Here is a 26,085-nt window from a genome sequence, read left to right as displayed (position 1 = left end):
TAGAGCCCCATGCGGTGCGCGGCCAGCGATGGATCCGCCAGCAACCCGGCGCGATCGGCCAGGACGAACAGCGTCGTCAGATGCTTCACGCTGCGCCCAGATGCCAAGCCGCCCACCATCGAGAACCCAGCCTGCTTGCCGTTGAGCCACGACAGGAACGCAATTCCGGTCTTGTAGTAATACGTGGGCGCAGCGAAGATATGCCGGCCGAGCTCCTGCGTCGAACGCAATATGTCCTCGGCGCGAGCGATATTACCGCGGTCGAGCTCCTGCAACGCCGTCGACGCCGCAGGGTAGATGCCGGCGAAGATGCCGAGTAGTGCATCCGAATGATGTTGTCCATCACCGATGATGAGCTCGGGGTAGTTGAAGTCGTCACCGGTGTAGAGGCGGACGCCGTCGGGTAGCCCGGCTCGCAGGGCGATCTCGTGCTGGGCGTCGAGCAACGACACCTTCACCCCGTCGACCTTGGACGAGTGCGACGCGATCAGGCTCTCGAAAGTCGCAGTGGCCGAGGGGATGTCTGTGCTTCCCCAGTACCCGGCGAGCGCCGGATCGAACATCGTTCCGAGCCAATGCAATACGACGGGATCGTCGACCTCGTCGAGCAAGGTCGAGTAGACCGACAGATAGTCGTCGGGTGACGTCGCTACCCGAGCCAGGGCGCGCGAGGCCATGATTATGACCTTCGCGCCCGACTCGGTGACCACCGCGATCTGCTCGCGGTAGGCGTCGAGTACAGCAGCGAGACCGTCCTTGCCCGACGGCAGCGCATCCAGGTCGAGTTGGTCCGTACCCGCACCGCAGGCGAGTGACCCGCCGACGCGAGCGGCTTCGGCTCCGGAGCGGCGGATCAGCTCGGACGTCGCGGCCCAGTCCAGGCCCATGCCGCGCTGGGCGGTATCCATCGCGTCGGCGACGCCCAGTCCGTAGGACCAGAGTTCGTGGCGATACGCGAGGGTGGCGTCCCAGTCGATGTCGGCGGGTGCCCCCGGAGTGTTGTCCCCCGCGGCCCGCGGAATGACGTGCGCGGCAGCATATGCAACGCGTGAGGTGATGGCGGTGGTGGGCTTCGTCCACTCGCCCGGCTCACCGAGCGCGTGGACCCCATGGCCGGGGAGGGTGATCGACACCCGGGAGTCGACGGCGGTCACAGCGCGATCTCCGGGACGTCGAGGCGACGGCCCTCGGCCGAGGATCGCAGACCGAGCTCGGCCAGTTGCACACCGCGGGCGGCGGAGAGCAGACCGTAGCGGTGCGGCCGTTCGGCGACGACATCGCGCAGAAACTCTTCCCATTGCAACTTGAAACCGTTGTCCAGGTCGGCGTTGGCGGGGACCTCGAGCCACTGGTCGCGGAACGGTTCGGTGACGGGCAGATCTGGATTCCACACAGGCTTGGGGGTGTGCGAACGATGCTGGGCGACGCAGTTGCGCAACCCCGCAACCGCCGATCCGTGCGTGCCGTCGATCTGGAATTCGACCAGTTCGTCTCGGAACACTCGCACCGCCCACGACGAGTTGATCTGGGCGACAACGCCGTTCTCCATCTCGAAGATGCCGTATGCGGCGTCGTCGGCGGTGGCGGCATACTCGTGGCCCTGCTCGTCCCAGCGCGTCGGGATGTGGGTGGCGGTCTTCGCGGTGACGGTCTCGACCTTGCCGAGGATGCCTTCGAGCACGTAGTTCCAGTGGCAGAACATGTCGACGACGATGCCGCCGCCGTCCTCGGCCCGGTAGTTCCAGCTGGGACGCTGGGCGGGCTGACCGTCGCCCTCGAAGACCCAGTAGCCGAATTCGCCTCGCAGGGAGAGGATGCGACCGAAGAATCCTTCGTCGACGAGCCGCTTGAGCTTGACCAGTCCTGGGAGGTAGAGCTTGTCGTGAACAACGCCGGCCGTGATGCCCGCGTTCTGCCCGATGCGGGCCAATTCGATGGCTTGCGTCAGCGTTTCGGCGGTCGGCTTCTCGGTGAAGATGTGCTTGCCGGCCTTCATCGCCGACGAGAGCGCCTCGGCGCGCCGCGAGGTGACCTGGGCGTCGAAGTAGATGTCGATGGACGCGTCGTCGATGACGGATGCGCTGTCGGTGGTGTACTCGGAGATACCGTGCCGGGTGCAGAGCTCTTGGAGCTTGGCTTCGTTGCGGCCGACCAGGATCGGCTCGACCTGTATGCGCGTGCCGTCGCCGAGGAGGAGTCCACCGGCGTCGCGGATGGGCAGGATCGACCGAAGCAGATGCTGACGGTAGCCCATGCGGCCGGTGACGCCGTTCATGGCGATGCGCAATGTACGGGTTGGTGTGGGCATGACAGATTGCCCTTTCTGTGCACTGATGACGAAGGACGTGGGACGACGGCGAGCCATGACGGATGGGGCCGTATCGACGGTGTGGCGGAAAGTCCACTACGCGTCGTGAGGGAAAGTCAGCTTCGGAATGCGCTTTCCAAGCTATGCTGTCGGAGTCGATCGGTCAAGAGGTGACCGTCGATCGCAATGATTTCGCAGGGGGTGAGGGGTTAATGGCCGCAGTACGACTCAGCGATGTCGCCGCGGCGGCGGGCGTCTCGCAGGCCACGGCGTCGCGGGTGCTCAACGGCTCGTCACGAGTACCCGGCGAGGGTGTGGCCGATCGCGTCCGTGCGGCAGCTGCCGATCTCGGCTACATCGCCAACGCTCAGGCCCAGGCGCTGGCCCGGTCGTCGACGGGCTTGATCGGTCTGGTGGTGCACGATGTGGCCGACCCCTACTTCTCGTCCATCGTTCGCGGCGTGCAGAACGAGGCTCGTGCGGCCGACAAGCTGGTACTGCTGGCCAGTACCGAGCGCGATTTCGCTCTCGAACGGCAATCGGTCGCCACCTTCATCTCGCACCGCGCCGACGCCATCATCCTGGCCGGCTCGAGGCAGAGCGGCGACTTGGACCGGGCGTTGGAACAGGAGTTCGCGGCATACCGCGACAACGGCGGCAGAGTGGTGGTGATCGGGCAACCAGTACCGTTCGCCTCTGCGGTCGAACCCGAGAATTTCGCCGCATCGGCGGCTTTGGCGCAGGCCCTGCACGGGCACGGCCATCGCCGCTTCGCGATCATCGGCGGACCGGGAAACATCCGGACCTCGACCGATCGTCGCAACGGCTTCGTCGAGACACTGTGCACACACGGCGTCACACCGGAAATCGAAGTGGCCGGGGACTTCTCACGAGACGGTGGCTACAGCGCCGCACGACGCCTGGCGGCTGCGCTCGAGCTCTCCCCCGGTCACGGCGTTCCACCGTGCGTGTTCGCGGTCACCGACGTCATGGCCATCGGGGCAATCGCAGCGTGGCGTGAGCTGGGCCTGAGCGTGCCGGAAGACGTCTGCGTCGCGGGATTCGACGACATCCCCACCCTGCGGGATCACTCCCCGAGTCTGACGACCGTCGCCCTGTCGCTGGTCGATATCGGCGAGCGAGCCGTGCAGCTCGCCCTCGATCCGGACAGTCGTCCCGGAAGCAGGGAGTGGGCACCGGGGACCGTCGTCCTGCGGCGCAGCACCGCCCTGAACAGCTGATTGTCCGAATTGCTTGACACTGTGGGCGCAATCACACTACGTTGGGCGACAGCTTCGGAAAGCGCATTCCAGCGGGAGTAGACGGACCCGCTCCCCTACTAGCTCGAGGACTCCTTATGACGACAACATCGTCGGTCGAAGTCCGTTCTGCCACTGCGTCGGTTCCTCAACCCGCACCGACCCGTCGTCGACGGTTCCCTTCGCTCCGCAATACCTGGTCCGGTCTGTGGCGGCCACTGGCCCTCGTGGCTGTGCTCGTCGCCGCCTGGTGGGCCGTCACCGCCTCCGAACTGGTTGCGCCCTATATCCTTCCGTCGCCCGGCGACACATGGTCGACGATGGTGGACAACGCGTCCTACCTCGCCGGCCACACCTGGGTGACAACGTACGAGACCGTTGCCGGGTTCGTCATCGCCTCGGTGGTCGGCATCGCCGTCGCGGTGGTGATGATCTACTCGTCCTCGATCGAGAAGACGATGTACCCGCTCATCCTGTTCGCGCAGGTGATCCCGAAGATCGCCATCGCGCCGCTGTTCGTCGTGTGGCTCGGCTTCGGTCCCAGCCCCAAGATCCTCGTGGCCGTCCTCATGGCGTTCTTCCCCATCGTCATCGCCGGAATGGCGGGATTGCGTTCCGTCGATCCCGAGATCCTCGAACTCACCTCGACGATGGGTGCGAGCAAGTGGAAGACGTTCTGCAAGGTCCGTTTTCCCGCGTCGTTGCCCCAGCTGATGTCCGGCCTGAAGATCGCCGCAACACTTGCAGTGACCGGAGCGGTGGTCGGTGAATTCGTCGGCGCCAACGAAGGTCTGGGGTACGTGATCCTCCAGGCCAACGGAAACATAGACACAGCAATGCTTTTCGCTGCACTCATCATCATGTCCCTACTGGGAATTCTCCTCTTCCTGATCATCGAGATCGCCGAGAAATTCCTCATCCCCTGGCACGCATCGCGTCGCTCCACCGCGTCCGTCGGCGCTGTGTGATCCGCATGCTCTCCCTACATCGAAGGACACACTCCATGAAGCTCAAGAACGTTCTGGTGGCGACCGTCGCGTCGTCCGCTCTGGTACTCGCCGGATGCAGCGGAGGAGGCGGCGGCGAGGAAAAGGCCCCTGGCACCGACGGTGAGACCACCGCAACCTCGCTGATGCTCAACTGGTACCCCTACGGCGAGCACGCCCCGTTCTACTACGGCGTGCAGGAGGGAATCTTCGCCGAGCACGGTATCGACCTCACCATCACCGCCGGCCAAGGATCCACCAAGACCGCCCAGGCCGCGGGCTCGAACCAAACCGACTTCGGCTGGGCCGACACCGCGGCCGTGATGTCCAACATCGACAAGGGCGTGAAGGTCAAGAGCCTCGGCGTATTCCTGCAGACGACGCCGTCGGCTGTGCAGGTCTACGCGGACGGACCGATCCAGACCACCGCCGACCTCGCAGGCAAGACCATCGCCGTGTCCGCCGGCGACGCCCCCACCACCACATTCCCCATCTTCCTCGACCGCGCCGGCGTTCCCGAGGACCAGGTTCAGCAGCAGAGTCTGGACTCCGCAGGCAAGATCGCCGCGATGCTCTCGGGTCAGGTCGACGGTCTCATCGGCTTCGCACACGACCAAGGGCCCAATATCGCGAACAAGTCCGGACGCGAGATGCGCTATCTCCGCTACTCCGATGAGGGTCTGAACTTCTACAGCAACGGCCTCATCGCCAACACGTCGACCATCGAGAACTCGCCGGAGCTCGCTCAGGCGATGGTCGACGCCACCCGCGAGTCGTTCGAGGCAGCCATCGCCAATCCTGAAGCAGCCGTGGCGTCGATGGTCGGTAAGGACCCGCAGACTCCGCCGGAGTCGGTGCTGCTGCAGCAATGGCAGGAGACGATCCCTCTGCTCACGACCGAGAACACCGAAGGAATGGCACCGGGCGTCAACAGTGACGAGGACTGGGCCAACACCATCAGCATCCTCAGCGACGCCGGACTCACCGAGACCGGAGCCGAGGCGTCGACGTACTGGGACTCCAGCTTCACCTCCAACGAGGAATGAGACGCAATCATGAACGCCATCATCAGTGAACGGCCGACAACGATGACCGACACCGCGGTATCGGTGGACAACCTGACCGTCCAGTTCTCCTCCAAGCGAGGTGACGTCACCGCTCTCTCCGACGTCGACCTCCGAGTCGGGAAGGGTGAGTTCGTCTCCATCGCAGGGCCTTCCGGTTGCGGCAAGTCCACCCTCCTCAAAGTGGTCGCCGGTCTCACCGGTGCCTCTCGAGGTTCGGTGCAGCTGGCAGGCAAGGAGGTGCATGGCCCCCAGCGCAACATCGGTTACGTCTTCCAACGCGCTGCCCTGCTGGAATGGCGGACGGTGCGGAAGAACATTCTGCTTCAGGGTGAGATGCGCGGGATGAACCGGAAGGCCGCGGCCGCGAAAGCCGATCAGCTCATCGAGATGACCGGTTTGACGGGCTTCGAGGGAGCTCTCCCCCACGAGCTGTCCGGCGGCATGCAGCAGCGCGTATCCCTGTGCCGTGCACTGCTGCACGAGCCGGAGGTGCTTCTCATGGACGAGCCGTTCGGCGCTCTGGACGCCCTCACCCGCGAGAAGATGAACGTCGAGCTGCACCGCATCTGGCGGGAAACCGGGACGACGGTCATGCTCGTCACCCACTCCGTCGCCGAAGCGGTCTACCTCGCCAACCGGGTCGTCGTCATGAGCCCGCGGCCGGGTCGGATAGTAGACATCCTCGACGTCGACCTTCCTGTGCATCGGGACTACAGCGCAACGATGGAGACGCCCGAATTCATCAGTGTTGCAAACACTGTGCGTGATCTCCTGGGAGCTACGACGAGCGCGGACTGAGCGCTCATGCACGACAGCCCCTGCAGACCTGTTCGGTCTGCAGGGGCTGTTCGTTCGGACGGTGACCGGCTCTCGTCGACGCTCGACGGGTCGATTCCCCTGCTGGATTGACTAGGCTCGGCATTCATGACGACCCTCGATCTATCCCGCGTCATCTCCCGAATCACCGACGCAGTATCGGACGTATCGGACGACGGTGACCTCTCAGCGTTGCTCGCTGAACTGGAGATCGATGATCGGACTCGCACCTACATTCTCGACCGCGCTCGCTCGACTCGCGAAGAGCTCACTCGATTGCGCCGCCGTGAGTACGAACTCGGTGCCCTGTTCGCCACCGCACGCGACCTCGCCGAAGTCCGCGACATAGACGGGCTGTTGGAACGGCTCGTGTCCCGGGCCCACGACATGATGGGCAGCGACGTCACCTACTTGTCCGAGTTCGACTCGGAAACAGCGGACCTGCACGTGCGGAAAACGAATGGATCGGTCACTCCTCAGTTTCGGCGTTTGCGGGTGCCTGCTGGTACCTGCTGGTACAGGCCTTGCCAGCCGAGTGGCCGAGTCGAGAAGCGCGCAATGGGTTCGCCGCTACAGCGAATACGACGAGGGGACTCACGACACCGACATCGACGATGCCGTGTCCCTGGAGGGCATCGTCTCCATACTCGGGGTACCGATGCTCTCGGAGGGCCAGGTTCTCGGCGTGTTGTTCTCCGCCACCCGGCAGGAGCACGTCTTCGCGCCCGAACAGATCGCACTGCTGTCGGCGCTCGCCGACCACGCGTCGATCGTCCTCCAATCTGCAAACATCCTCGCCCGCCTTCGCGCGTCCGAGGATGATGCCCGCAGCGCGCTGCGCCGTCTGACGGACCACGTCGCGGTGCGTGATCGCTCCAACACCGTCCATCAAGAGTTGGTGCAGGCAGTGCTCGTCGGTGGCGGATTCACCGAGGTGACAACGACTCTGGCGAAGGCTCTCGGTCGCTACGTCACCATCGTCGATGCCGACATGCGAGTGCTTGCCTCCTCGGAAGCGGGCGTACACATTCCGGCTACTCTCAGCACACCGAGCATTGTGCGCCTCGCCATCGACCGCAGTCGCGCCACCGGGCACTGCTCGTACATCGAGTCCGACGGCTCCGATATTCAAGTCGTGGCAGCAGTGACCGCGGGCGAGCTCTTCTTCGGCGCAGTCCTACTCAGTACAGGCGATTTGGAGTTGGGGCCGGTCGACGACCGAACGATCGAACGGGCAGCACAGGTGGCTGCACTACTCACGTTGCAGCAGAATGCAGTCGACGACTCCGACCGACGCGCCAGACGCGAACTGATCGCGGACGCACTCGACCCATCCGCCGGGCGCCGGCGCGACTTCGATCGACGCGCTCGCGCCCACCACGTCGATGCCGCCACTCTCGACACAGTGCTGCTTTTCGTTGTCCCGCTTCAATCACGTTCGATCGCAACATCTCTGATCACGACACGCTTCCGAGAGGGTGGCTTGGTCAGCACGTACTCGGACGCCCTCGTTGCACTGGTACACAGTTCGGCACCTGCCGAGGCGGCCGCGGACGCCCGGCAGTCGCTTCTCGCCGGAGGCGTTAGCCCGGTTCTTGTAATTGTTCCTCCGCGAGCCGACTCGGTCGAGCGACTGTCCGCACGGTTCGAGGCCGCCCATCGGACTGCTCGATTGCTGGAAGCCCTGGGCATCGACGACCGGGTGGTCACCACCGAAGCGTTCCTGCCGTACATCGCAATGTTCGGATCGCAACCCGAAGCAGTACACACCTTCATCGACCACATCATCGGACCGGTCATCTCCTACGACCAAGCTCACGGCACCGACCTTCTCGTGACACTGCGTGCGTTCGTCCGCAGCGATTCGAGCCCGACAAAGACTGCACGCGCCCTGAACTATCACACCAACACGATTCTTCAGCGACTCGACAGAGTGAGACTGATACTCGGAGACAACTGGCGTGACGACGAATCTCTGTTCCGTATCTCCACGGCAGTACGACTTGAGGCTCTGCGAGTATCGACCAGTCCTCACCCATAGGTTCAGCGCCCATTTTGAGCGCCAATCAATGTGTCGAAACTACATATCCCAAGTCACATGCCGTACGTAACGTTGCGCTCGCTCACCAAAGAACCTCGTCTTCACCGACAGGTCGAACCGAACGCGCGGAGGATCGAAGTGCCGATCAGTAGTCGAATTGCAGGATTCAAAGACTTGTCACCGGTGGAACGTCGCCGCGCACTGTCGGATCGCACCGGCCTCGATTTCTCGACGTTCGCCTCACTTGACCCCACCACAGGATTGTCCGTAGAGCAGGCCGACCACATGGTCGAGAACGTTGTCGGTGTGCTCGGCATCCCCGTGGGCATTGCCACCAATCTGGTGGTCAACGACCGCGAGTATCTGGTGCCCATGGCAACCGAGGAGCCCTCGGTCGTGGCTGCCGCCAGCAATGCGGCCCGGATGACTCGTCCGCACGGGGGTTTCACTGTCTCGCACACCGGCCCGGTCATGCAGGCACAGATTCAGTTGCTCGATGTGCAGGATCCCGAGGCGGCTCGACTCCGGATTCTCGAAGCCCGTGACGACATCCTCTCGTTGTGCAACGCACAGGATCCGACTCTCGTCCGATTCGGCGGCGGAGCCCGTGACCTCACGGTCCGCGTCCTTTCCACCCGCACGGGAATTCATGTCGTCGTACACATCGTCGTCGACGTACGAGATGCCATGGGTGCCAATGCGGTCAACACGATGGCCGAGGCGGTAGCACCGCGTGTCTCCGACATCGCGGGCGGCCGGTCGCTGTTGCGAATTCTCACCAACAAGGCAGACCTCCGCATCACACGGGCCCGTGCAGTGTTCGATCGCGACCTGCTGGGCGGGCCGGAAGTGGTGGACAACATCATCCATGCCTCTGCATTCGCAGAAGCGGATCCTTACCGCGCCGCGACTCACAACAAAGGCATCATGAACGGGATCAGCGCGGTGGTGCTGGCCACCGGAAACGACACCCGCGCTGTCGAGGCCGGGTGTCATTCGCACGCCGTCGGTGCCGACGGCCGCTACACGGCACTCTCGCATTTCGAGAAAACAGCGGACGGTCACCTGTCTGGAACGCTGGAAGTCCCCATGGCCGTCGGCCTTGTCGGAGGTGCCACCAAGGCACACCCGGTTGCACGGACGGCAATCGAAATCCTCGGCGTCACGTCGTCGACCGAACTGGCATCGGTGATCGCCGCCGTCGGATTGGCCCAGAATTTGGGAGCATGTCGGGCGTTGTCTGCGGAGGGCATACAACAGGGTCACATGAGACTGCATGCAAGAACCGTTGCTGTCACCGCCGGTGCGACGGCAGACGAACTGGACGATGTCGTACAGCGGTTGATCGGCGACCGATCGATTCGAGTCGAGCACGCCGAACTGGTTCTCGGAGAACTACGCAACGGCAGCTTGGTATGACGCCGGTTCCCGACGCTGCGCGTAGCCCGCGACCTGACGTTCATCGTGATCCGGCGCTACCCGCAGCAGTACGCGTCTACGAAGTCGGTCCACGCGACGGTTTGCAGGCCGAGCCCCACATCGTGCCGACCGCGACGAAGGTCGAGTTCTGCCGACGACTCGTTGCAGCCGGCGTGACGAATCTCGAACTCACCAGCTTCGTCTCTCCTCGTTGGGTGCCGCAACTCGTCGATGCCGAAGATGTGATGGCACAAGCGAACTTGCCGCAGTCAGTCCGTCAGGTTGTGCTGGCCCCCAACGCACGCGGGCTGGATCGAGCATTGAGATCCGGAGCCTCCGAGATCGCCGTGTTCGTCAGCGCAACCGAGACATTCGCCCAGAACAACCTCGGTACATGCGTTGCCCATTCCTTGTCCATGGCCGAGACCGTTGTTGCAGGTGCCGCGGCAGCCGGCGCAGCCACTCGCGGATACGTTTCCATGTGCTTCGGCGACCCGTGGGAAGGGTCGGTGGATCCCGTACGCGTCGCCGATGTCGCCGAACGATTGATCCAGATGGGGGTGGGTTCGGTGTCACTGGGTGACACGATCGGAGTCGCGACGCCCGCGCACGTACATGCTGTGCTCGACGCTGTTGTCGAACGCGGCATTGCCGTCGAGCAGATTGCCCTGCATCTACACGACACCTACGGGCAGGCACTCACCAACGTCTACGCCGGACTCTTGGCCGGGGTAACCGAATTCGACTCGTCTGCAGGAGGTTTGGGCCGCTGCCCGTACGCCCGCGGTGCCACCGGGAATCTGGCCACCGAGGATCTCGTGTGGATGCTCGACGGACTCGGCATCGACACCGGGATCGACCTCCACGCCATGGCCGACGTATCCCTATGGCTTGCAGAGCACCTGGACCGGCCGAGCACGTCGGCAGTCGTTCGAGCTCTGTCCGCAGCACGCACCGGTGCTCCGCAGCACGGCAACACAACGCTCTCCCCCATCCGCTGATTGCATCTCCCCTAGGAACTGACATGTCCAACACCCAAGGCCTCCCCGAGGCCGACGCCAAAACCACAGAGCAGCGCCGCCATGCCGTCATCGGCAGCTCGGTGGGCACCATCATCGAGTGGTACGACTTCACCCTCTACGGCCTCGCTTCGGCACTGGTGTTCGCGCCGTTGTTCTTTCCCGGTGCGGGAAATCTCGCCGGCATGCTGGGCGCGTTCGCTGCATTCGCAGTCGGGTTCGGCGCACGGCCGATCGGCGGTCTGATCTTCGCGCACTACGGTGACCGCGTCGGACGCAAGATGACGCTCCTGGTCACCTTGATGATGATGGGCGTCGCAACGACGTTCATCGGGCTCCTCCCCACAGCCGAATCCATCGGCGTCTGGGCACCTATCCTGCTCATCGTGCTGCGCATCTTCCAAGGTGCAGGAGCCGGTGCCGAATTCGCAGGCGCCATGACCATGGCCAGCGAATCCTCCGACCCCCAACGCCGCGCGTACACTGCCGGATTCCCCGGTGCCTCGGTCTATATCGGAATGGCACTGGCAACAACAACATTCGCCCTGCTCACCTTGCTGCCGGATGAACAGTTCCTGTCGTGGGGCTGGCGTGTCCCCTTCATTGCCAGCGCCGTGATCGTCGCGTTCGCATTGTATTTCCGTTTGCGTGTCACCGAGACCGCCGCATTCGAGGAGGCCGAGAAAGACGGTGCCGTGATGAACTCCCCATTGGCCGGGGCCATCAAGAACCACTGGCGCGTACTGATCTGCGGCATGGCCCTGTTCACGTTCACGCTGCCGTGGGTCTACATCGTGCAGACGTTCTCGGTCTCCTACGTCACCGGTACGCTCACCGTCAATCCGACAGCGGTATTGGTCGCCTTGATCGTCGCAGAGCTACTGACAATCCCTGCCACTCTGTACTTCGGCAAACTGGCGGACCGCATCGGCCGCAAACCAGTTCTCCTCGGCGCGGCCGTGTTCGGCATAGTCCTCTCCTTCCCGCTGTTCTGGCTGTACGGGACCGAGAACATTCTGCTGGTCGGTGTCGGCCTGGTCCTCGGTCTTGCGATCATCCAGGGCGCAACGATCGGTGTCTCCGCTGCCCTACTCGCCGAGATCTTCCCGACGAATGCTCGCTGGAGCGGTATCGCAATCTCTCGTGAAATCCCGGCTGCCGCAGTCGGCGGTACCGCGCCTCTCGTCGCCACGGCACTCGTCGCGACATCGGGCGGAAGCCCTTGGCTGGCAGGCGCATACATGATGGGGCTCAGCATCATCGGATTGATCGGAATCGCATTCCTGCCCGAAACTTTGCCCTCGAAGGTCGACGCAGACACACTTGATCCCATCATGGTCGCGGACGTCGAACCCGTCAGCTGATCTGCACCGAGAATCAACGGAAGAGAATCATGACTTCGCTAGCTCCCGACTTCGTAGGCAACGCCGGATCCTTGTCCGGCGTGGTGGTACTCGATCTATCCCACGTGCTGGCCGGCGCATATGCAGCTCAGATGTTTGCCGACTTCGGCGCAACCGTGATCAAGATCGAGAACCCGACAGGTCCCGACGTAGCTCGCGGCTTCCCGCCGTACCTGAAGACCGACGACGACGAGTTCAGCGCTTATTACGCCCAGTACAACCGAGGCAAGCTGGGCCTGACGCTCGATCTACGGTCCGACCAGGGTAAGGCCGTTCTGAAGGACCTGGTGGCCAAGGCCGACGTACTGATCGAGAACTTCCGGCCCGGCACAACCAAGAAATTGGGAATCGACTACGCCGTGTTGGCCGAGATCAATCCCAGGCTGGTCTACCTTGCCATTTCCGGGTACGGACAAACCGGCTCTCGCAGCACACGTCCGGCGTTCGACAATACTGCGCAGGCGGCGGGCGGATTGTGGTCGATGAACGGTCAGGTAGGCGAGGATCCCGTGCGCGTCGGGGTCACCATCGGAGACCTCTCGGCAACCATGTTCGGTGTGATCGGCGCACTCACGGCGCTACGCCACGCGGAGCGGACCGGAGTCGGTCAGCTCGTGGACGTCGCCCAGGTCGACAGCATCGTGGCGATGACAGAAACGGCCGTTGTCGACTACACCGTCGACGGTAAGACGGCGGTGCCATCAGGAAACAAACATGCCTGGGTGAGACCGTACGAACTGTTCCCCTGCGCGGACGGGCAGGTGTTCTTCGGTGGCTACACCGACAAGCTGTGGAACGCCAGCTGCGAACTGTTCGGTACACCGGAGGCTGCGGTCGATCCCGAGATCGACACCATGCGGAAGAGATTCGATCCCGACGTCTATGAGCGCAGAGTCAAGCCGCTGATCATCAGCTGGTTCGACGGACGAAAGCGATCCGAACTCGAAGACCTCGCTGGTGCAGTCATCCCGCTTACTGCCATCAAGAACATCGGTGAGGTGGTCGACGACGAGGGCACCGCGGAACGCGACATGATCGTCGAGGCCGACTACGGGAAGTTCGGCACACTCCGAATGTTCGGGCAACCCATCAAGATGGGCGTTACTCCCGCGAACCCTGCACGCAGAGCGAACGGACTTGGTGAGCACACTGATTCGGTCCTCGCAGGATTGGCCGGGTACTCCGCGGAACGAATAGCCGACCTGCGCAATGGTGGCGTCGTCTGATGGCAGTGGTCCGCACCGACAAGATAGGGCTTACCCCCGCACTCGCCTACCGGGGAACATTCGCTGCTGATGCGGCAGAGCCGAACCCGACCGGTGAGCTTCCTCCAGGATGGGAGGGGATCTACTTTCCATTCGACGCCGAACTGGACGCGCTCCGGCCCGACGGCTCCCCAGCCGACGACGGTGTGCTACCGGTAATCGATCTGCCTCGACGCATGTACGCGGGCGAGGACACCGTCTTTCACCGGCCGATCCACTACGGCGATGCTGTAGAGCAAACAGTGACGGCCGGCTCGATCACCGAAAAACAGGGGCGCGGTGGACGCCTTGTATTCGCCGATGTAGAACGCACCTACAGAGTGGATGGTGAACTCGCGATATCGAGTGTCTGGCACGACGTGTTTCGCGACGCCGCGAGGCCCGGTGACACTGCCAAGCCCCCGACACCAGCGCCTGACGTCGAGTGGTTGTGGTCGGAACCGCTTGTTCTCGATTCACGGCAATTGTTCAGGTACTCGGCGATGACCTTCAATACTCACCGCGTTCATTACGACCGAGACTGGGCACGATCGATCGAAGGACTCGATGATCTACTGGTGCACGGGCCCTTGATACGAATGCTGCTGCTGGACTTTGCGCTTCGATCACGGACTGCCGTGCGGCCGCGCAGCTTTTCGATCCAGATGCAAGCACCGATGTTCGTCGATACTGCTGTCCGCATGGTGGGTAACGAGACCGACAGCGGTAGCGAAGTATTCCTGCTGGACTCCGATGATGGAGTGCTGGCTCGCGGAAGTGTCGACACCTGAGGTACCCAGAGTCCCCGATCGCCTCATCCAGCATCGTGTACAAATCCTACGGCGCAGCCGACGCGGTGCGAACGACGCCTCGAACCGGTGGGGCCACTGCGAGCGTCGGGCTTCGCATCGCTTTCGACTGATGTCAGGTCCTGATCGTCTCCCGCGCAGCTCCTCGCTCCACCACTCGGCGAGCAGTTCGGGCAACGGCCTCGTCGATCAGGAATCCCTTGCTGTCCACGGCCACACCCGAGGTGGCACGTTCCAAATCTGCCAACAGTTCCTCGGCCTCACGCACCTCGTTTTCCGAGGGCACGAAGACTGTTCGCACCGGTGCGAGTTGGGCCGGATGGATACACGCACGACCGACGAAACCGAGACCGGCCAAGGCACGAGTATCGGCCTCGAATGCATCGGCGTCTCTGAAGTTTCGAGACACCGCTGCGGGAGGCGGATCGATTCCGCCCGCCACGCTGGCTGCCACCACCTGAGCGCGCACGAACGACAGTGACTCCGCCGAGCCGTCGACGCCCAGATCGGCGGCGAGGTCCACCTCACCGATCTGAAGAAACTTGACCCGAGGCGCACGGGCAATCTCCAGAGCGGCGAACACTCCGGCGGCCGTCTCGATCAGAGGCGAGACCACCGCGCTACTGTCGCCCAGAAGAGCGTCGGCCTGCTCGATCTCGCGAGCAGACGACACCTTCGGCAGCCAGATTCCGGTCAGGTTCGGATGCAACACTGCACGAATATCGTCCTCCTGCAACGGCCCTGGGTTCACCCGCACCCAGATCTGGACGTCACCCGGTTCGCAGGAAGCAACCCACTCGGCCACCGTCGCCCGCGCATTGTCCTTGTTCGCCGCGGTGACGGCGTCCTCGAGATCCAACACCACCGCGTCCGTGCCCGATGCCAGTGCCTTGTCGAAGCGCTCCGGTACGTCCCCGGGAACGTAGAGGTACGTCAGAGCCGTCCTCATCCGATGGCTCCCGTACCCGCGACGAGGGACTTGGCGATGACAGTCCGCATTATGTCGTTGGTGCCCTCACCGATGGCCATCAGCGGGGCGTCACGGTAGAGGCGCTCGACGACGAACTCGGTCGAGTAGCCGTAGCCACCGTGAATGCGCATGGCCTCGAGGCTGGCGGTGATGGCGGCCTCGGAGGCAAAGTACTTTGCCATGCCGGCTTCCATGTCCACTCTCTTGCCCGAATCTGCCTGCGATGCAGCCCAGTACGTCATCAGACGTGCAGCCTGCAGCTGGGTCGCGATGTCGGCGATCTTGAGCTGAATGGCCTGAAACTCGGCGATGGGCTGACCGAATGCGGTGCGCTGCTTCGCATATTCCAGGGCAGCGTCGTAGGCGGCCTGAGCGATGCCGACACTGCGTCCGGCGATGTTGAGACGGCCGATCTCGAGACCGGACAGTGCCTGCTGCAGACCACGCCCCTCGACGCCACCGAGAAGCGCATCGACGGGTACGCGCACGTCGGTGAAGGTAATCTCACACGATTCGGTGCCCTTGTAGCCGAGCTTGCCCATGTCGCGCTGCACCTCGAACCCGTCGGTGGTTGTGTCGATCAGCAGCAGCGACATGCCCTTGTGCGCCGGTGTGGTCGAGGTGTCGGTCTTCACCAGTACCGGAAGCACATTCGCGTGCCGTGCGTTGGTGATCCATGTCTTCGCACCGTTGACAACGTAGTGGTCGCCATCGCGCTTCGCGGTGGTCTTGATGCCCTGCAGGTCAGTGCCGGCACCGGGCTCGGTGAGGCCGACTCCCGTACGCCATTCACCGGACGCGAGCTTGGGCAGCAGAGTCTTCTTCTGCTCCTCGGTGCCGTGCTTGCCGATCATCCAGCACGAGAGGTTGTGGCTGCCGAGAATTCCGGCGACGCCCATCCATCCGCGGGCAAGCTCCTCGTAGACCAGGGTGAACGAGACCTTGTCGAGGTCGAGGCCGCCGTACTCCTCCGGCGTCGTGATCCCGAACAGGCCCATGGCCTTCATGTGTTCGACGATCTCGGTGGGGTACCGGCCCGTCTTCTCCCACTCGTTCGCTACCGGGATGATTTCCTTGTCGACGAAGGTGCGCAACGCTTTACGGAATGCCATCTGCTGTTCGTCGTAGGTGAAGTCCATGATGATGTCCTGTCGATTGGGGTGTCGGCGATCAAAGTGTCAGGGTGCCGGCGCGATGGCGGCGGCGAGATCGAGAATGGCGGTCAGGTCGGTTTCGTCGACCAATCCGAGGATGCGGTCGGCGAGCTCGGCAGCACGAGAATCGTTGCCGCAGTTGCCGAGAAACTTTTCCAGTAGACGGTCGTTGCTCAGGGGGAATCCGGCGGATCCCTGACTGCCGCCGACGGAGGCGTCGAGCACTCGTCCGTCGGTGAGCGTGAGAACCGCCCTGCCCGACGCGGCCGCCGCGGGAACCTCGGACGGCAGGTTCGTCACCCGCACCTTGCGGGCGGTGACCAGAACGTCCTTGCGTGCGATGGATTCGTTGGTGTAGGTCGAGACGGTAATCGCTCCGTCGTGCAGTAGCGCGGCCACACTCCAGGGCAGATCGAACTTGCCGTCGTAGGTACTACGCGGTGGCGCGACCCCGGTGTTCGGTCCACACACGAAGGGGCTCGAATCGGGGTGAACGAACACCTCGATGTCGGCGACATCGCTCGCTTGAACCGCACTGTCTCCGAGCGCCTTCGTCACTGCATCGAGCGTCACGTGCATGAGCTGACAACTGGGAAACGGCTTGATACCGATTCGGGTGGCTTCCCACCGTGTCCCGAGGCCCTCAGTCAGTGCCGCGAAGTTCGTCGGCCGATCGGTCAACGCAGCGTAGATTCCGCGTCGACCTTCGAGAACCGACGATGGTCCGGTGGCACCGGCCGCGGCGAGCCGGGCAGCCAACACACCGTTCATGCTGGCCGATCCGGGATGCAGTGCCTTGGTGTCGGCGTCGGTATCGAGAAACTCCAGCAGTCCCGAACTCGACGATCCGGCGATCCCCAGGGCGTTGACCAACGTCTCGGTGTCGAACTTCGAGAGGTGTCCGGCTACGAGTGCGGCTGTCAACGGTCCTACCGCTGCCGTGGCATGCACGCCCCGCGCATGGAATCCGTGCGGACTGACTTCACCGAGGCGGCAGGCGGTTTCGAGACCGAGGGCTGCGGCCGTCAACACATCTGCACCCGAGGCCGACACTTGCTGTCCGACGGCGAATGCCGCAGGAAGAGATACAGCCGTCGCGTGCACCAGTGCGCCCGCATGCGTGTCGTCGAAGTCCAGAGAGTGCAGCATCACCCCGGTCGCGAAGGCGGCTGCCGGCGCGGACAGGCCTCGGGTGCCGGTGAGAGGCCGCGCCTCCGGTGGGCCTCCGAGGGCGTCGGCTACCGTCCAGCCCGGTCGGCCGTAGCCGAGGCGTTGGGCCGCAACGGTATTGCCGACGCCATCGAGTAGGTGACGCGCGGCCGCGTGCCGGACGTCCTCGGACAGATCGGCGACAGTGACACTCGATGCCCACTCCGCCAAGATCGTCGAGGTCACGCCCGCACCTCGTCCTTCGCCGTTCCGAAGGCACCCTCCGCCTTCAGTTTCGCCACCCGTTCGTCGTCGTAGCCCAGTTGGTCGCGCACGATGTCGTCGAAGTGCTCGTTGCGCTGCGGCGCTCGGCGGTACTGCTTTGCCTCGGATCCGAAGTTCACCGGTGAGGCGACCTGGCGCACCGTGTTGTACACCGGGTGCTCGGTCTCGACCACAAGATTGCGTGCGAGCGTGTGGGGTTCGGTCAGTGCGTGCTCGACGTCGTTGATCGGGCCGGTCGGCACCCCGGCCGGGCCGAGTTTCGAGAGCCAATGCTCGACGGTGTTGGTGCCGAACACCTCTTCCAGGATCGGCAGCAGCACGTCCTGGTGCTTACCGCGCAGTGAGAAGTTGCTGAACCGTGGATCAACACCGAGGTCCGGGCGATCGATGGCGACGACGAGCCGGTCCCAGAACTTCTCCTTCGCGCAGCCGACGATGAGCCAGCCGTCCGTTGCCTCGAAGGCCTGGAACGGCACCAGCGACGGGTGAGCGGAGTTCTTCGTGCGGATCGGCTCGAAGCCGGCGTTGAGATGCCACGTCGCGGGATACGTGAGCAGAGACATCGCGGTGTCGTACAACGAGACGTCGCAGTCACCGCCGATGCCGTCGCGTCGGGCAGCGTGCAATCCCGACAGCAGCGAGATCGCGGCGACGAATCCACCGGAGTAATCGACCAGCGACAGACCGGATTTGGTGGGCGGGCCGTCGGGATCGCCGGTCACGCTCATCCAGCCGGCGAGTCCTTGCAGAATGTAGTCGTAGCCAGGTTCTTTCGCGCGCGGTCCGGTCATGCCGAAGCCGGTGAGGCTGCAGCACACGATCGCGGGATTGAGGTGCTTGAGCTGGTCGTAGGTGATGCCGATCTTCTCGGGCACGTCACCGCGGAGGTTGGAGTAGACGGCGTCGCTGGTGCGGACGAGGTCCTCGAACACCGCTCGCCCACTCGGGGTCGAAAGGTCGAGCGAGAGAGAGCGTTTGTTGCGATTGAAGCTCTCGAAGAACAACGAGTCCTCGCCCTCGTTGTAGGGCGGGACGTAGCGGCCGACGTCGCCGCCGACGCTCGGGTCCTCGATCTTGATGACATCCGCGCCCAGATCGGCCAGGTGCAGGCTGCCGAACGGGCCTGCGCCGTACTGTTCGAGGGAGATGATGCGGACGTCTTCGAGTGGCCTCATGCGTCGGAGTCTTTCGTAGTGGGGAGTGCGAGCGGTCCGTTCTTCGCTTCGGGGAAGTAGTTCTGCCCGATGCCACTGTCGCGGGTGGCGACCATGACCGAGCGCTTCCACGAAATGACCTCGACGCCATCCTGATTGAGGCCGCGGGTGATCATCGAGACGATGCCGGCGTAGGGGCGTGACTCGGATTTGCGCAACCCGGTGCAGATGCTTTCGGCGTACAGGGTGTCGCCTGCGTAGACGGGGTGAGACATCTTGATGTCGGTGAAGGCGAGGTTCGAGATCGCGTTCTGACTCATGTCGATCACCGAAAGTCCCAGTACCACAGAGACTGTGAAGCCGGAGTTGACGATGACCTTCCCATCGGTGATGGGGTTCTGCGACGCCAGATGCGCGTTGAAGTGGTTCTGGTTGGTATTGAGCGACAGCAGTGTGACCCACGTGTTGTCGGTCTCCGAGATCGTCCGCCCGAAGGGATGTTGGTAGACGTCCCCCACGGCGTAGTCGTCGAAGAAGCGCCCCAGAACGGCCGGATGGATTGCCACCGTGTCTCCTCGTGTCAGTTTGGCGAGTGCCTTACCTAGACCATAAACATCAGATGTTTACGGCGTCAAGGGTTCGACGAAACCGGTGGACGACAAGTTTTGCGGCGGATCGCTCCGTAAAGAGCAGATGTTTCAGGAGGTGCGCAGTCGGTCCATCTGTCGGTACGAGTCTCCGAGGTGGTCGAGGTGCTTACGCATCAGATCCATCGCAGCCATGGAATCCCCGGCGGCCACCACGTCGAGCAGACCGCGATGGTCGCTGTCGACGCACTGCCAGAAGCCCTCGGGTGCGTGGTCGCGGCCGAATCGGCCGGACAACACTCGGAATACGGGAGCCGTGATGAGCTCGAGCAGCGGGTTGTGCGCTGCACGGAGCAGGACCAGGTGGAATTCCTGGTTCTTGGTGAACGTTTCTGGGCCCTGCACGTCGTTGGGGTCGAAGATCGACGCGTTGAGCTGCTCGAGATGCTCGTCGGTGCGACGGAATGCAGCGATGCCGGCGGCCGGCACCTCCATCAGGTTGCGCACTTCCATCAGCTGGTCGACCGTGACGGTCTCGGCGGCGGCCATCAACGCCACACCGGTTTCCAGGTGCTCACTGATGTGCCCGACGCTGGGGACGGCGACGAAGCTTCCCCCGGTCACTCCCCTGGTCGTCTCGATCAGATTCTGGCTGGCCAGGGATCGGAGTGCTTCACGAATCGTGCTGCGTCCGACGCCGAACTCGGCAGTGAGCTCGGCTTCGCCAGGGAGCCGCTCACCCGGTTGCAGCTCACCGGACAGAATGCGGGTACGCAGATGTCCCGCAAGAACCGCATACGCGGGGACGCTCTTGGCCGTCGCCTTGAGCGGTGCCGATTGGGCCACGTCTTCCCCCTGGTTGTCACTCGACTGCTTCTGCTGACCGGTGGGTACTGGTCGGCTCGAGCTTAGCCTGGCCGCTGCTCCGAGATGCTGGGATCTCGACCCTCGATACATCCGCTTTTTAGCGAGGAATCGTCGGCATGGTCCCGGATCGGACCGCGAATCCTGAGAATTCAGCCCCAATACATCAGAGGTATTGCTTTTCTCGCCGATCATCAGCACTATGACTCATGTCACCTCCGCGGTGACCCAACGACTTCGTAAACAGGCGGAGCACGCCTTCCCGCTCCACTCGGGCACCGACAGAACGGACGCAGCATGAAACGCATTGGAGTCGACGTCGGCGGCACGTTCACCGACCTCGTCCTGTGGGACGACGACGGCACGGTCGTCGTGCACAAGACCCCGTCCACAAACCACGACCCCTCGATCGGCACGATGGACGGAATCAAGGTCCTCGCCGAACGCGCAGGGATCGGCCCGTCCGAAATCGACATGTTCTTCCACGGCACCACTGTGGCCACCAACATCGTGCTCGAGCACAACGGCTGCGACGTCGGCATGATCACCACCGAGGGTTTCCGCGACCTGCTGCACATCGCGCGCAAGAAGCGTCCTCTCAATTACTCGAACTACCAGGATCTTCCGTGGCAGAAGTGGCAGCTCGTGCCGCGACGCAACCGTCGGGTGGTCCCCGAACGCATCGACGCCGCAGGGAACATTCTGACCCCGCTCGACGAAGATGCTGTGCGCGAACAGGTTCGACTGCTGCGTGACCGAGGAGTGCAGGCCATCGCCGTCGCATTCCTGCACTCATACCGGAATCCGACTCACGAGCAACGCGTCAGAGCCATCATCGAGGAGGAGTTTCCGGGCGTCTTCATCTCACTCTCCAGCGAAGTCGCCCCGCAATACCGAGAGTACGAACGCTTTTCGACCGCAGCGCTCAACGCCTTCATCGGACCGAAGACCTCGAAGTACATCGAGAACTTGGCGGGTAAGGCCAAGGCGGCGCAGGTCGGCGAGGACGTGCACCTCATGACCTCCGCGGGCGGGCTCGTCACCTCGCGCAGCGCCAGCGAAATCCCGGTCTCACTGCTGACCAGCGGCGTGGTCGCCGGCTTGCTGGGTGGCTGCGCCATCGGCAAGGCGTCCGGGTTTCCCAGTGTCATCACCCTCGATGTCGGCGGCACCTCCGCGGACGTCGGTGTGGCACCGGACGGCGCGCTGCGCATGAAGCATCTGCTCGACACCCGAATCGGTGACTACCACGCGATGGTGCCGATGGCCGAGGTCGACACCATCGGTGCCGGCGGCGGTTCCATCGCCGTGGTCGACGACGGAGGCATGTTCCGCGTCGGACCACGCAGTGCGGGTGCCGTCCCCGGCCCGGCCTGTTACGGGCACGGCGGAACCGAACCGACCTCCACCGACGCCATGGTGATGATGGGATGGCTGCGCGAGAAGAGCTTCCTGTCCGGAACCATGGAGGTCAAGCCCGAGCTGGCACGTCAGGCGATTCAGACGCACATCGCCGACAAGCTCGACACGCCACTCGACGACGCCGCGATGGGCATCTTCAAGATCCTCGCCCATTCCATGACCGAGGCGATCAGCCTGCACTCGGTCCGCAAAGGCTATGACCCGCGCGACTTCTCACTCATCGCCGAGGGTGGAGCGGGGCCGCTGTTCGCGTGGCAGATCGCCGACCAGCTCGGTATTCCACGCGTGATCGTCCCTGGTCACCCAGGCATCACCTCCGCCGTCGGCCTGCTCACCACCGACATCCGTTACGAAGAGCCGACGACGGTGTGGACCTCGTCCGCAGACCCGAACATCGAACTTCTGCAGGAGCAGATCGAGCGTCTGTCGGCCCTCGCCGTCGCGCAGCTCGAGAAGGACGGCGTTGCGGCCGAGAACATCTCGCTCGAACGCAGCGTCGACTGCCGGTACGTCGGCCAGGGCTACGAACTCCGCGTCGCCGCGCCGGACGGCAACATCGACGACGTGTGGGTCAAGACCGTCGCCGAGGCGTTCCACGACGTGCACGGGCGCACCTACTCACAGCGGTTCGACGACAAGCCCGTACAGCTGATCAACGTCCGCGTCACCGGCGTGGGTGCGGTCCCCCACGTGCAGATCGCCGACATCGCCGTGGGTACCGCCGACTCCTCGGCCGCGATCAAGACGACGACGCAGGCGCTGTTCTGGCAGGACGAGACGTCCGCGCCGCAGTGGGTGGACACCCCGGTGTACGAGCGGTCGTTGTTGTTGGCGAACAACGAGATCGACGGTCCTGCGATCGTCGAGCAGTTCGATTCCACCACGATCATCGGCATGAATCAGCACGCCACCGTCGACGCCGTCGGCCACATCATCATCGAGAGGACCCCCGCATGAGCAAGGCGCTGATGCCCACCACCGGAGTGTCACTGGCGGGCGAATCCACTCGAACCTGGAACGACGTCGAGGTCGATCCCATCACCCTGCGCGTCATCGGCGGAGCACTGCAGTCGATGGCCAAGGAGATGGCCCAGGTGCTCTACCGTATGGCGTACTCCTCGCTCATCCGAGAGTCCGAGGACCTCGGCGCGGGCATCTTCGACATCAACGGACGTGAACTGTGTGAGTCGGATTCGACTCCGATGCACTGTGGTTCGATTCCCGCCTACATCAAGGGTGTCAACCGTCGCCTCGCCGGAACGTACAAGCCCGGAGATGTGGTGCTGCACAACCATCCGTACCACGGAGCGGCTCACTCCCCCGACTACGGCGTGATCATTCCGATCTTCTGGAAGGGCGAGCACATCGGCTTCGCCGGGTGTACCGGTCACGTGTCCGACGTCGGCGGCAACTTCCCCGGCCTGTGCATGGATGTCGTCGACGTGTGGGCCGAGGGCAAGCTCATGGACTCGATGAAGATCTACGAGGCCGGGGTCCGCAACGACTACCTGATCCAGCACATCCTCGACAACGTCCGCACGCCCGAGCAGAACCGCGGCGACCTCGAGGCATTGATCGCCTGCTCGCGAATCGGGGAGAAGCGATTCACCGAGCTGCTCGAGAAGTACGGCCTCGACACCGTCATGAGCGCGGGCGAACGCTGGATGGACTACTCCGAATCGATGCTGCGCAAAAAGATTCGAGAGATTCCCGACGGCAGCTACACCGCGCCCATCGGATACCTCGACGACGACGGTAAGAACCGCGACGAACCGCTCAAGGTGGCCGTGCGGGTGCAGGTCGAGGGCGAAGACATTCTCATCGACCTCACCGGCTCCAACAGCCAGGTGCCCACCGCGTTCAACGTCCCGTTCGAGGGTTCGGTTCTACCGGTGGCCGTCTCGGCCATTCGCACGATTCTGCTCGACGAGGACCTGACCGAGGAATTCGTTCCCCAGAACGACGGGTGCTTCCGACCCGTCAAGGCCTATGCCCCCGAGGGCACGATCTTCAATCCGGACTTCCCCGCATCGTGCTTCGCGCGGTTCTCACAGGTCAACCGCGTGTTCGACTCGATCAATCTCGCTCTGGCCCCGGTGCTTCCGGATCATGCGATCGCGGGATCGTCCGCCGCTCTGTGCGCCATCGCCTATTCCGGCATCGCGCCGGACGGCGAATCCTATTGGGTCTACATCGAGATCAACGAGGGATCGTACGGTGGCCGCAACGGCAAGGACGGTATGGACGCCGTCGACGCCCTGATGGCCAACACCCGCAACAATCCCATCGAGGAGCTCGAGCTCAACCACGCCATGCGTGCGTTGCGGTACGAGCTGCGCGACGAGGCGCCCGCACCGGGCAAGTGGCGCGGCGGTATCGGCAGTGTGCGCAAGTGGTTGATGGAGACCGATACGTTCCTCGGTTCCGAGGCCGACAACCGGTCGGATCCTCCGGCCGGAGCCCTCGGTGGCCACAACGGTGTGTCCGGCTCGTTCACCAGGAACGCCGGGACCGATCGCGAGGAAGTGTTGTACTCCAAGGTCACTCAGGAGACGATTCGTTCCGGTGAGACGCTGGAGATCAAACTTCCCTCGGGCGGTGGATTCGGAAACCCGTTCGAGCGTGATCCGTTCCAGGTGCTCAGCGACGTCTGGGACGAGTACCTCACCGAGGACGATGCTCGACGCGACTACGGTGTGGTCGTGAACACCGATTCGTGGACGATCGACGAGGACGCGACGGCCGAGCTGCGCGCGCGGAGCGCAGCCTGATCGAGGACGGGACCTTCGGCGGTGTCGTCCGGTGGATCGACGACCGGAACGACACCCCGGGGCCCCTGTCCGGCCTGCGCATCGGCGTCAAGGACAACATCGACGTGGCCGGCGTCGAGACTACCTGCGCGTCTGAGTTCTTCGAGGACAACGTCGCTGCCGCGGACGCCGCGGTCGTCACCCGTCTGCGACGCGCAGGCGGGTCTGTGGTCGCGAAACTGAACATGGCCGAGTTCGCCGTCGGCGTCACCTCACAGAACTCGGCCGCTGGTCCGTCGTACAACCCGTGGGATCGCATCCGGGTGCCCGGCGGGTCGAGTGGCGGATCGGGGATCGCCGTCGCCGCCGGGTTGGTCGACGCATCACTGGGCACCGACACCGGCGGGTCGGTGCGGCTACCCGCCGCGGCATGCGGAATCACCGGTCTCCGCCCGAGCTGGGGATCCATCAGCAACGACGGTGTGTTCCCCGTGAGCGAGCAATTCGACACCGTCGGCCCGATGGCGCGGTCGGTGGCCGAGGTGAAGGCTCTGTTCGACGTCCTGTCCCCCAGCCCGTCCGAACCATCAGCCGTCACGCGTATCGGTGTCCCGACCGTCTTCCTCACCGCGGACGTGGATCCGGGCGTCGCACAGACCGTCACTGCCGCGGTGCGCACGTTCGCCGAGCTGGGGTACGAGATCGTCCCCGTCGAGCTGGGGCATGCCGCCGATGCCCAGGACATCGTCTACACGATCGTGTACAGCGACCTCGCTCGCCGCCATCGGCACAGGCTCGACACCGAGCCCTCACGTTTCCAACCCGCGACCTACGAGCGAATAGCGTTGGGCCTGAGCATCTCCGAGTTCGACCGTGCCCGTGCACTCACCGGCCGTGATCGGTTCCATCAGGCTATGACCGCCACGTTCGAGACCGTCGACGTCGTGCTGACCCCGGCCATGCCCGTCGATGTTCCCCCGAGGGACGGGGGCGACGACGTTGTTGCGCTCTCGCGCCGGATGGGACAATTCACGTACCCGTGGTCGTTGCACAACGGCCCGACGCTGGCTCTGCCGGTCGGCTTCCACTCGTCCTCGGGAATGCCGGTGGGAGCGCAACTCACCGCTGCGGCGCACCGTGAGGGCGCGTTGTTCGGCTTGGGCGAGCTCTTTCAGTCGGTGACCAACTGGCACCGGGCAATACCACCGCATACATCAGATCTTTAACCGGAACTGCTCGCGGATTATCGCGCCTTTGTCCGATTTCAACCCACCTTGACGCCCTAAACATCTTATGTTTAGGTAGAACACAGCTGTTACGTACGTCTCACTGCGGGTGGGCATGCGACAGCCGACACTCCCACTTCGGCACCGTCACGC

Annotated in this window: 21 protein-coding genes; 13 read left to right on the top strand and 8 right to left on the bottom strand. The window is 63.7% G+C overall.

Annotation, left to right across the window (positions count from 1 at the left end):
* Together CH251_RS21810 and CH251_RS21805 are read right to left on the bottom strand one after the other, a co-directional pair.
* A partial coding sequence (locus CH251_RS21810) for a dihydrodipicolinate synthase family protein (protein WP_094615037.1) occupies positions 1–1,154 on the bottom strand: 1,154 nt, incomplete at its 3' end.
* Positions 1,151–2,308: a Gfo/Idh/MocA family protein gene (locus CH251_RS21805; RefSeq protein WP_094615049.1), complete on the bottom strand. Its 1,158-nt coding sequence runs from the start codon at positions 2,306–2,308 to the stop codon at positions 1,151–1,153. The genes CH251_RS21810 and CH251_RS21805, both read right to left, overlap by 4 nt.
* 212 nt (positions 2,309–2,520) lie before the next feature.
* Between CH251_RS21805 and CH251_RS21800 the strand changes: the two genes are divergently transcribed.
* From CH251_RS21800 to CH251_RS21755, 10 genes are all read left to right on the top strand, one after another.
* Positions 2,521–3,549, top strand: a complete 1,029-nt coding sequence (locus CH251_RS21800; RefSeq protein WP_094615048.1) for a LacI family DNA-binding transcriptional regulator — start codon at positions 2,521–2,523, stop codon at positions 3,547–3,549.
* 116 nt (positions 3,550–3,665) lie between these two features.
* Complete coding sequence (locus CH251_RS21795) at positions 3,666–4,535, top strand: ABC transporter permease (RefSeq protein WP_094615036.1); 870 nt, start codon at positions 3,666–3,668, stop codon at positions 4,533–4,535.
* Between the two features lie 35 nt (positions 4,536–4,570).
* Positions 4,571–5,599 (top strand): ABC transporter substrate-binding protein, encoded by a 1,029-nt coding sequence (locus CH251_RS21790; protein ID WP_094615035.1) that lies wholly within the window; start codon positions 4,571–4,573, stop codon positions 5,597–5,599.
* Positions 5,600–5,608: 9 nt separating this feature from the next.
* On the top strand, positions 5,609–6,418 hold the full coding sequence (locus tag CH251_RS21785) for an ABC transporter ATP-binding protein (RefSeq protein WP_094615034.1): 810 nt from the start codon (positions 5,609–5,611) through the stop codon (positions 6,416–6,418).
* Positions 6,419–6,971: 553 nt separating this feature from the next.
* A complete protein-coding gene (locus CH251_RS21780; protein ID WP_256979229.1) occupies positions 6,972–8,477 on the top strand; it encodes a helix-turn-helix domain-containing protein in 1,506 nt (501 codons plus the stop codon).
* Between the two features lie 183 nt (positions 8,478–8,660).
* Positions 8,661–9,896: a hydroxymethylglutaryl-CoA reductase, degradative gene (locus CH251_RS21775; protein WP_373454977.1), complete on the top strand. Its 1,236-nt coding sequence runs from the start codon at positions 8,661–8,663 to the stop codon at positions 9,894–9,896.
* Positions 9,893–10,897 (top strand): hydroxymethylglutaryl-CoA lyase, encoded by a 1,005-nt coding sequence (locus CH251_RS21770; protein ID WP_094615033.1) that lies wholly within the window; start codon positions 9,893–9,895, stop codon positions 10,895–10,897. Before CH251_RS21775 ends, CH251_RS21770 begins: the two co-directional genes overlap by 4 nt.
* Positions 10,898–10,920: 23 nt before the next feature.
* Positions 10,921–12,279, top strand: a complete 1,359-nt coding sequence (locus tag CH251_RS21765; RefSeq protein WP_094615032.1) for an MFS transporter — start codon at positions 10,921–10,923, stop codon at positions 12,277–12,279.
* Between the two features lie 29 nt (positions 12,280–12,308).
* Positions 12,309–13,544: a CaiB/BaiF CoA-transferase family protein gene (locus CH251_RS21760; RefSeq protein ID WP_094615031.1), complete on the top strand. Its 1,236-nt coding sequence runs from the start codon at positions 12,309–12,311 to the stop codon at positions 13,542–13,544.
* A complete protein-coding gene (locus tag CH251_RS21755) occupies positions 13,544–14,353 on the top strand; it encodes a MaoC family dehydratase N-terminal domain-containing protein (RefSeq protein ID WP_094615030.1) in 810 nt (269 codons plus the stop codon). The genes CH251_RS21760 and CH251_RS21755 overlap by 1 nt, the downstream gene beginning before the upstream one ends.
* 133 nt (positions 14,354–14,486) lie before the next feature.
* On the opposite strand, the gene CH251_RS21750 is transcribed toward CH251_RS21755, so the two are convergent.
* The 6 genes from CH251_RS21750 to CH251_RS21725 all read right to left on the bottom strand — a co-directional run bounded on the left by CH251_RS21750 (position 14,487) and on the right by CH251_RS21725 (position 20,516).
* Complete coding sequence (locus tag CH251_RS21750; RefSeq protein WP_094615029.1) at positions 14,487–15,320, bottom strand: CoA ester lyase; 834 nt, start codon at positions 15,318–15,320, stop codon at positions 14,487–14,489.
* Positions 15,317–16,480: an acyl-CoA dehydrogenase family protein gene (locus CH251_RS21745; protein WP_094615028.1), complete on the bottom strand. Its 1,164-nt coding sequence runs from the start codon at positions 16,478–16,480 to the stop codon at positions 15,317–15,319. Before CH251_RS21745 ends, CH251_RS21750 begins: the two co-directional genes overlap by 4 nt.
* Before the next feature lie 39 nt (positions 16,481–16,519).
* On the bottom strand, positions 16,520–17,890 hold the full coding sequence (locus tag CH251_RS21740; protein ID WP_094615027.1) for an MmgE/PrpD family protein: 1,371 nt from the start codon (positions 17,888–17,890) through the stop codon (positions 16,520–16,522).
* Positions 17,887–19,104 (bottom strand): CaiB/BaiF CoA-transferase family protein, encoded by a 1,218-nt coding sequence (locus CH251_RS21735; RefSeq protein WP_094615026.1) that lies wholly within the window; start codon positions 19,102–19,104, stop codon positions 17,887–17,889. Before CH251_RS21735 ends, CH251_RS21740 begins: the two co-directional genes overlap by 4 nt.
* Positions 19,101–19,649, bottom strand: coding sequence for a MaoC family dehydratase (locus CH251_RS21730; RefSeq protein ID WP_094615025.1), 549 nt, complete (start codon positions 19,647–19,649; stop codon positions 19,101–19,103). The genes CH251_RS21735 and CH251_RS21730 overlap by 4 nt, the downstream gene beginning before the upstream one ends.
* Before the next feature lie 132 nt (positions 19,650–19,781).
* A complete protein-coding gene (locus CH251_RS21725; RefSeq protein ID WP_243595429.1) occupies positions 19,782–20,516 on the bottom strand; it encodes a FadR/GntR family transcriptional regulator in 735 nt (244 codons plus the stop codon).
* A 315-nt stretch (positions 20,517–20,831) separates the two neighbouring features.
* On the opposite strand from CH251_RS21725, the gene CH251_RS21720 reads away from it, so the two are divergent.
* Genes CH251_RS21720 through CH251_RS21710 form a run of 3 tightly spaced genes read left to right on the top strand, consistent with a single transcriptional unit; the run spans position 20,832 to position 25,932 of the window.
* Positions 20,832–22,913 carry a hydantoinase/oxoprolinase family protein gene (locus CH251_RS21720; protein ID WP_094615023.1) on the top strand — a complete coding sequence of 694 codons (2,082 nt, stop codon included), beginning with the start codon at positions 20,832–20,834 and terminating at the stop codon, positions 22,911–22,913.
* Positions 22,910–24,727 (top strand): hydantoinase B/oxoprolinase family protein, encoded by a 1,818-nt coding sequence (locus CH251_RS21715; RefSeq protein ID WP_094615022.1) that lies wholly within the window; start codon positions 22,910–22,912, stop codon positions 24,725–24,727. Before CH251_RS21720 ends, CH251_RS21715 begins: the two co-directional genes overlap by 4 nt.
* On the top strand, positions 24,673–25,932 hold the full coding sequence (locus CH251_RS21710) for an amidase (protein WP_256979228.1): 1,260 nt from the start codon (positions 24,673–24,675) through the stop codon (positions 25,930–25,932). The genes CH251_RS21715 and CH251_RS21710 overlap by 55 nt, the downstream gene beginning before the upstream one ends.
* Positions 25,933–26,085: the final 153 nt, after the last annotated feature.

It is taken from the genome of Rhodococcus sp. 06-462-5 (assembly GCF_002258315.1).
Taxonomy (GTDB): Bacteria; Actinomycetota; Actinomycetes; order Mycobacteriales; family Mycobacteriaceae; genus Rhodococcoides.
Note: the sequence above shows the minus strand (reverse complement) of the source record. Positions and strands in the feature narration are given on the sequence as shown.

What these genes read in the sequence shown, in the direction of transcription:
- CH251_RS21755 (WP_094615030.1), top strand. Translation starts at nt 13,544, where the DNA reads ATGGCAGTGGTCCGCACCGACAAGATAGGGCTTACCCCCGCACTCGCC.
- CH251_RS21760 (WP_094615031.1), top strand. Translation starts at nt 12,309, where the DNA reads ATGACTTCGCTAGCTCCCGACTTCGTAGGCAACGCCGGATCCTTGTCC.
- CH251_RS21750 (WP_094615029.1), bottom strand. Translation starts at nt 15,320, where the DNA reads ATGAGGACGGCTCTGACGTACCTCTACGTTCCCGGGGACGTACCGGAG.
- CH251_RS21735 (WP_094615026.1), bottom strand. Translation starts at nt 19,104, where the DNA reads ATGAGGCCACTCGAAGACGTCCGCATCATCTCCCTCGAACAGTACGGC.
- CH251_RS21805 (WP_094615049.1), bottom strand. Translation starts at nt 2,308, where the DNA reads ATGCCCACACCAACCCGTACATTGCGCATCGCCATGAACGGCGTCACC.
- CH251_RS21715 (WP_094615022.1), top strand. Translation starts at nt 22,910, where the DNA reads ATGAGCAAGGCGCTGATGCCCACCACCGGAGTGTCACTGGCGGGCGAA.
- CH251_RS21785 (WP_094615034.1), top strand. Translation starts at nt 5,609, where the DNA reads ATGAACGCCATCATCAGTGAACGGCCGACAACGATGACCGACACCGCG.
- CH251_RS21720 (WP_094615023.1), top strand. Translation starts at nt 20,832, where the DNA reads ATGAAACGCATTGGAGTCGACGTCGGCGGCACGTTCACCGACCTCGTC.
- CH251_RS21745 (WP_094615028.1), bottom strand. Translation starts at nt 16,480, where the DNA reads ATGGACTTCACCTACGACGAACAGCAGATGGCATTCCGTAAAGCGTTG.
- CH251_RS21800 (WP_094615048.1), top strand. Translation starts at nt 2,521, where the DNA reads ATGGCCGCAGTACGACTCAGCGATGTCGCCGCGGCGGCGGGCGTCTCG.
- CH251_RS21790 (WP_094615035.1), top strand. Translation starts at nt 4,571, where the DNA reads ATGAAGCTCAAGAACGTTCTGGTGGCGACCGTCGCGTCGTCCGCTCTG.
- CH251_RS21765 (WP_094615032.1), top strand. Translation starts at nt 10,921, where the DNA reads ATGTCCAACACCCAAGGCCTCCCCGAGGCCGACGCCAAAACCACAGAG.
- CH251_RS21795 (WP_094615036.1), top strand. Translation starts at nt 3,666, where the DNA reads ATGACGACAACATCGTCGGTCGAAGTCCGTTCTGCCACTGCGTCGGTT.
- CH251_RS21770 (WP_094615033.1), top strand. Translation starts at nt 9,893, where the DNA reads ATGACGCCGGTTCCCGACGCTGCGCGTAGCCCGCGACCTGACGTTCAT.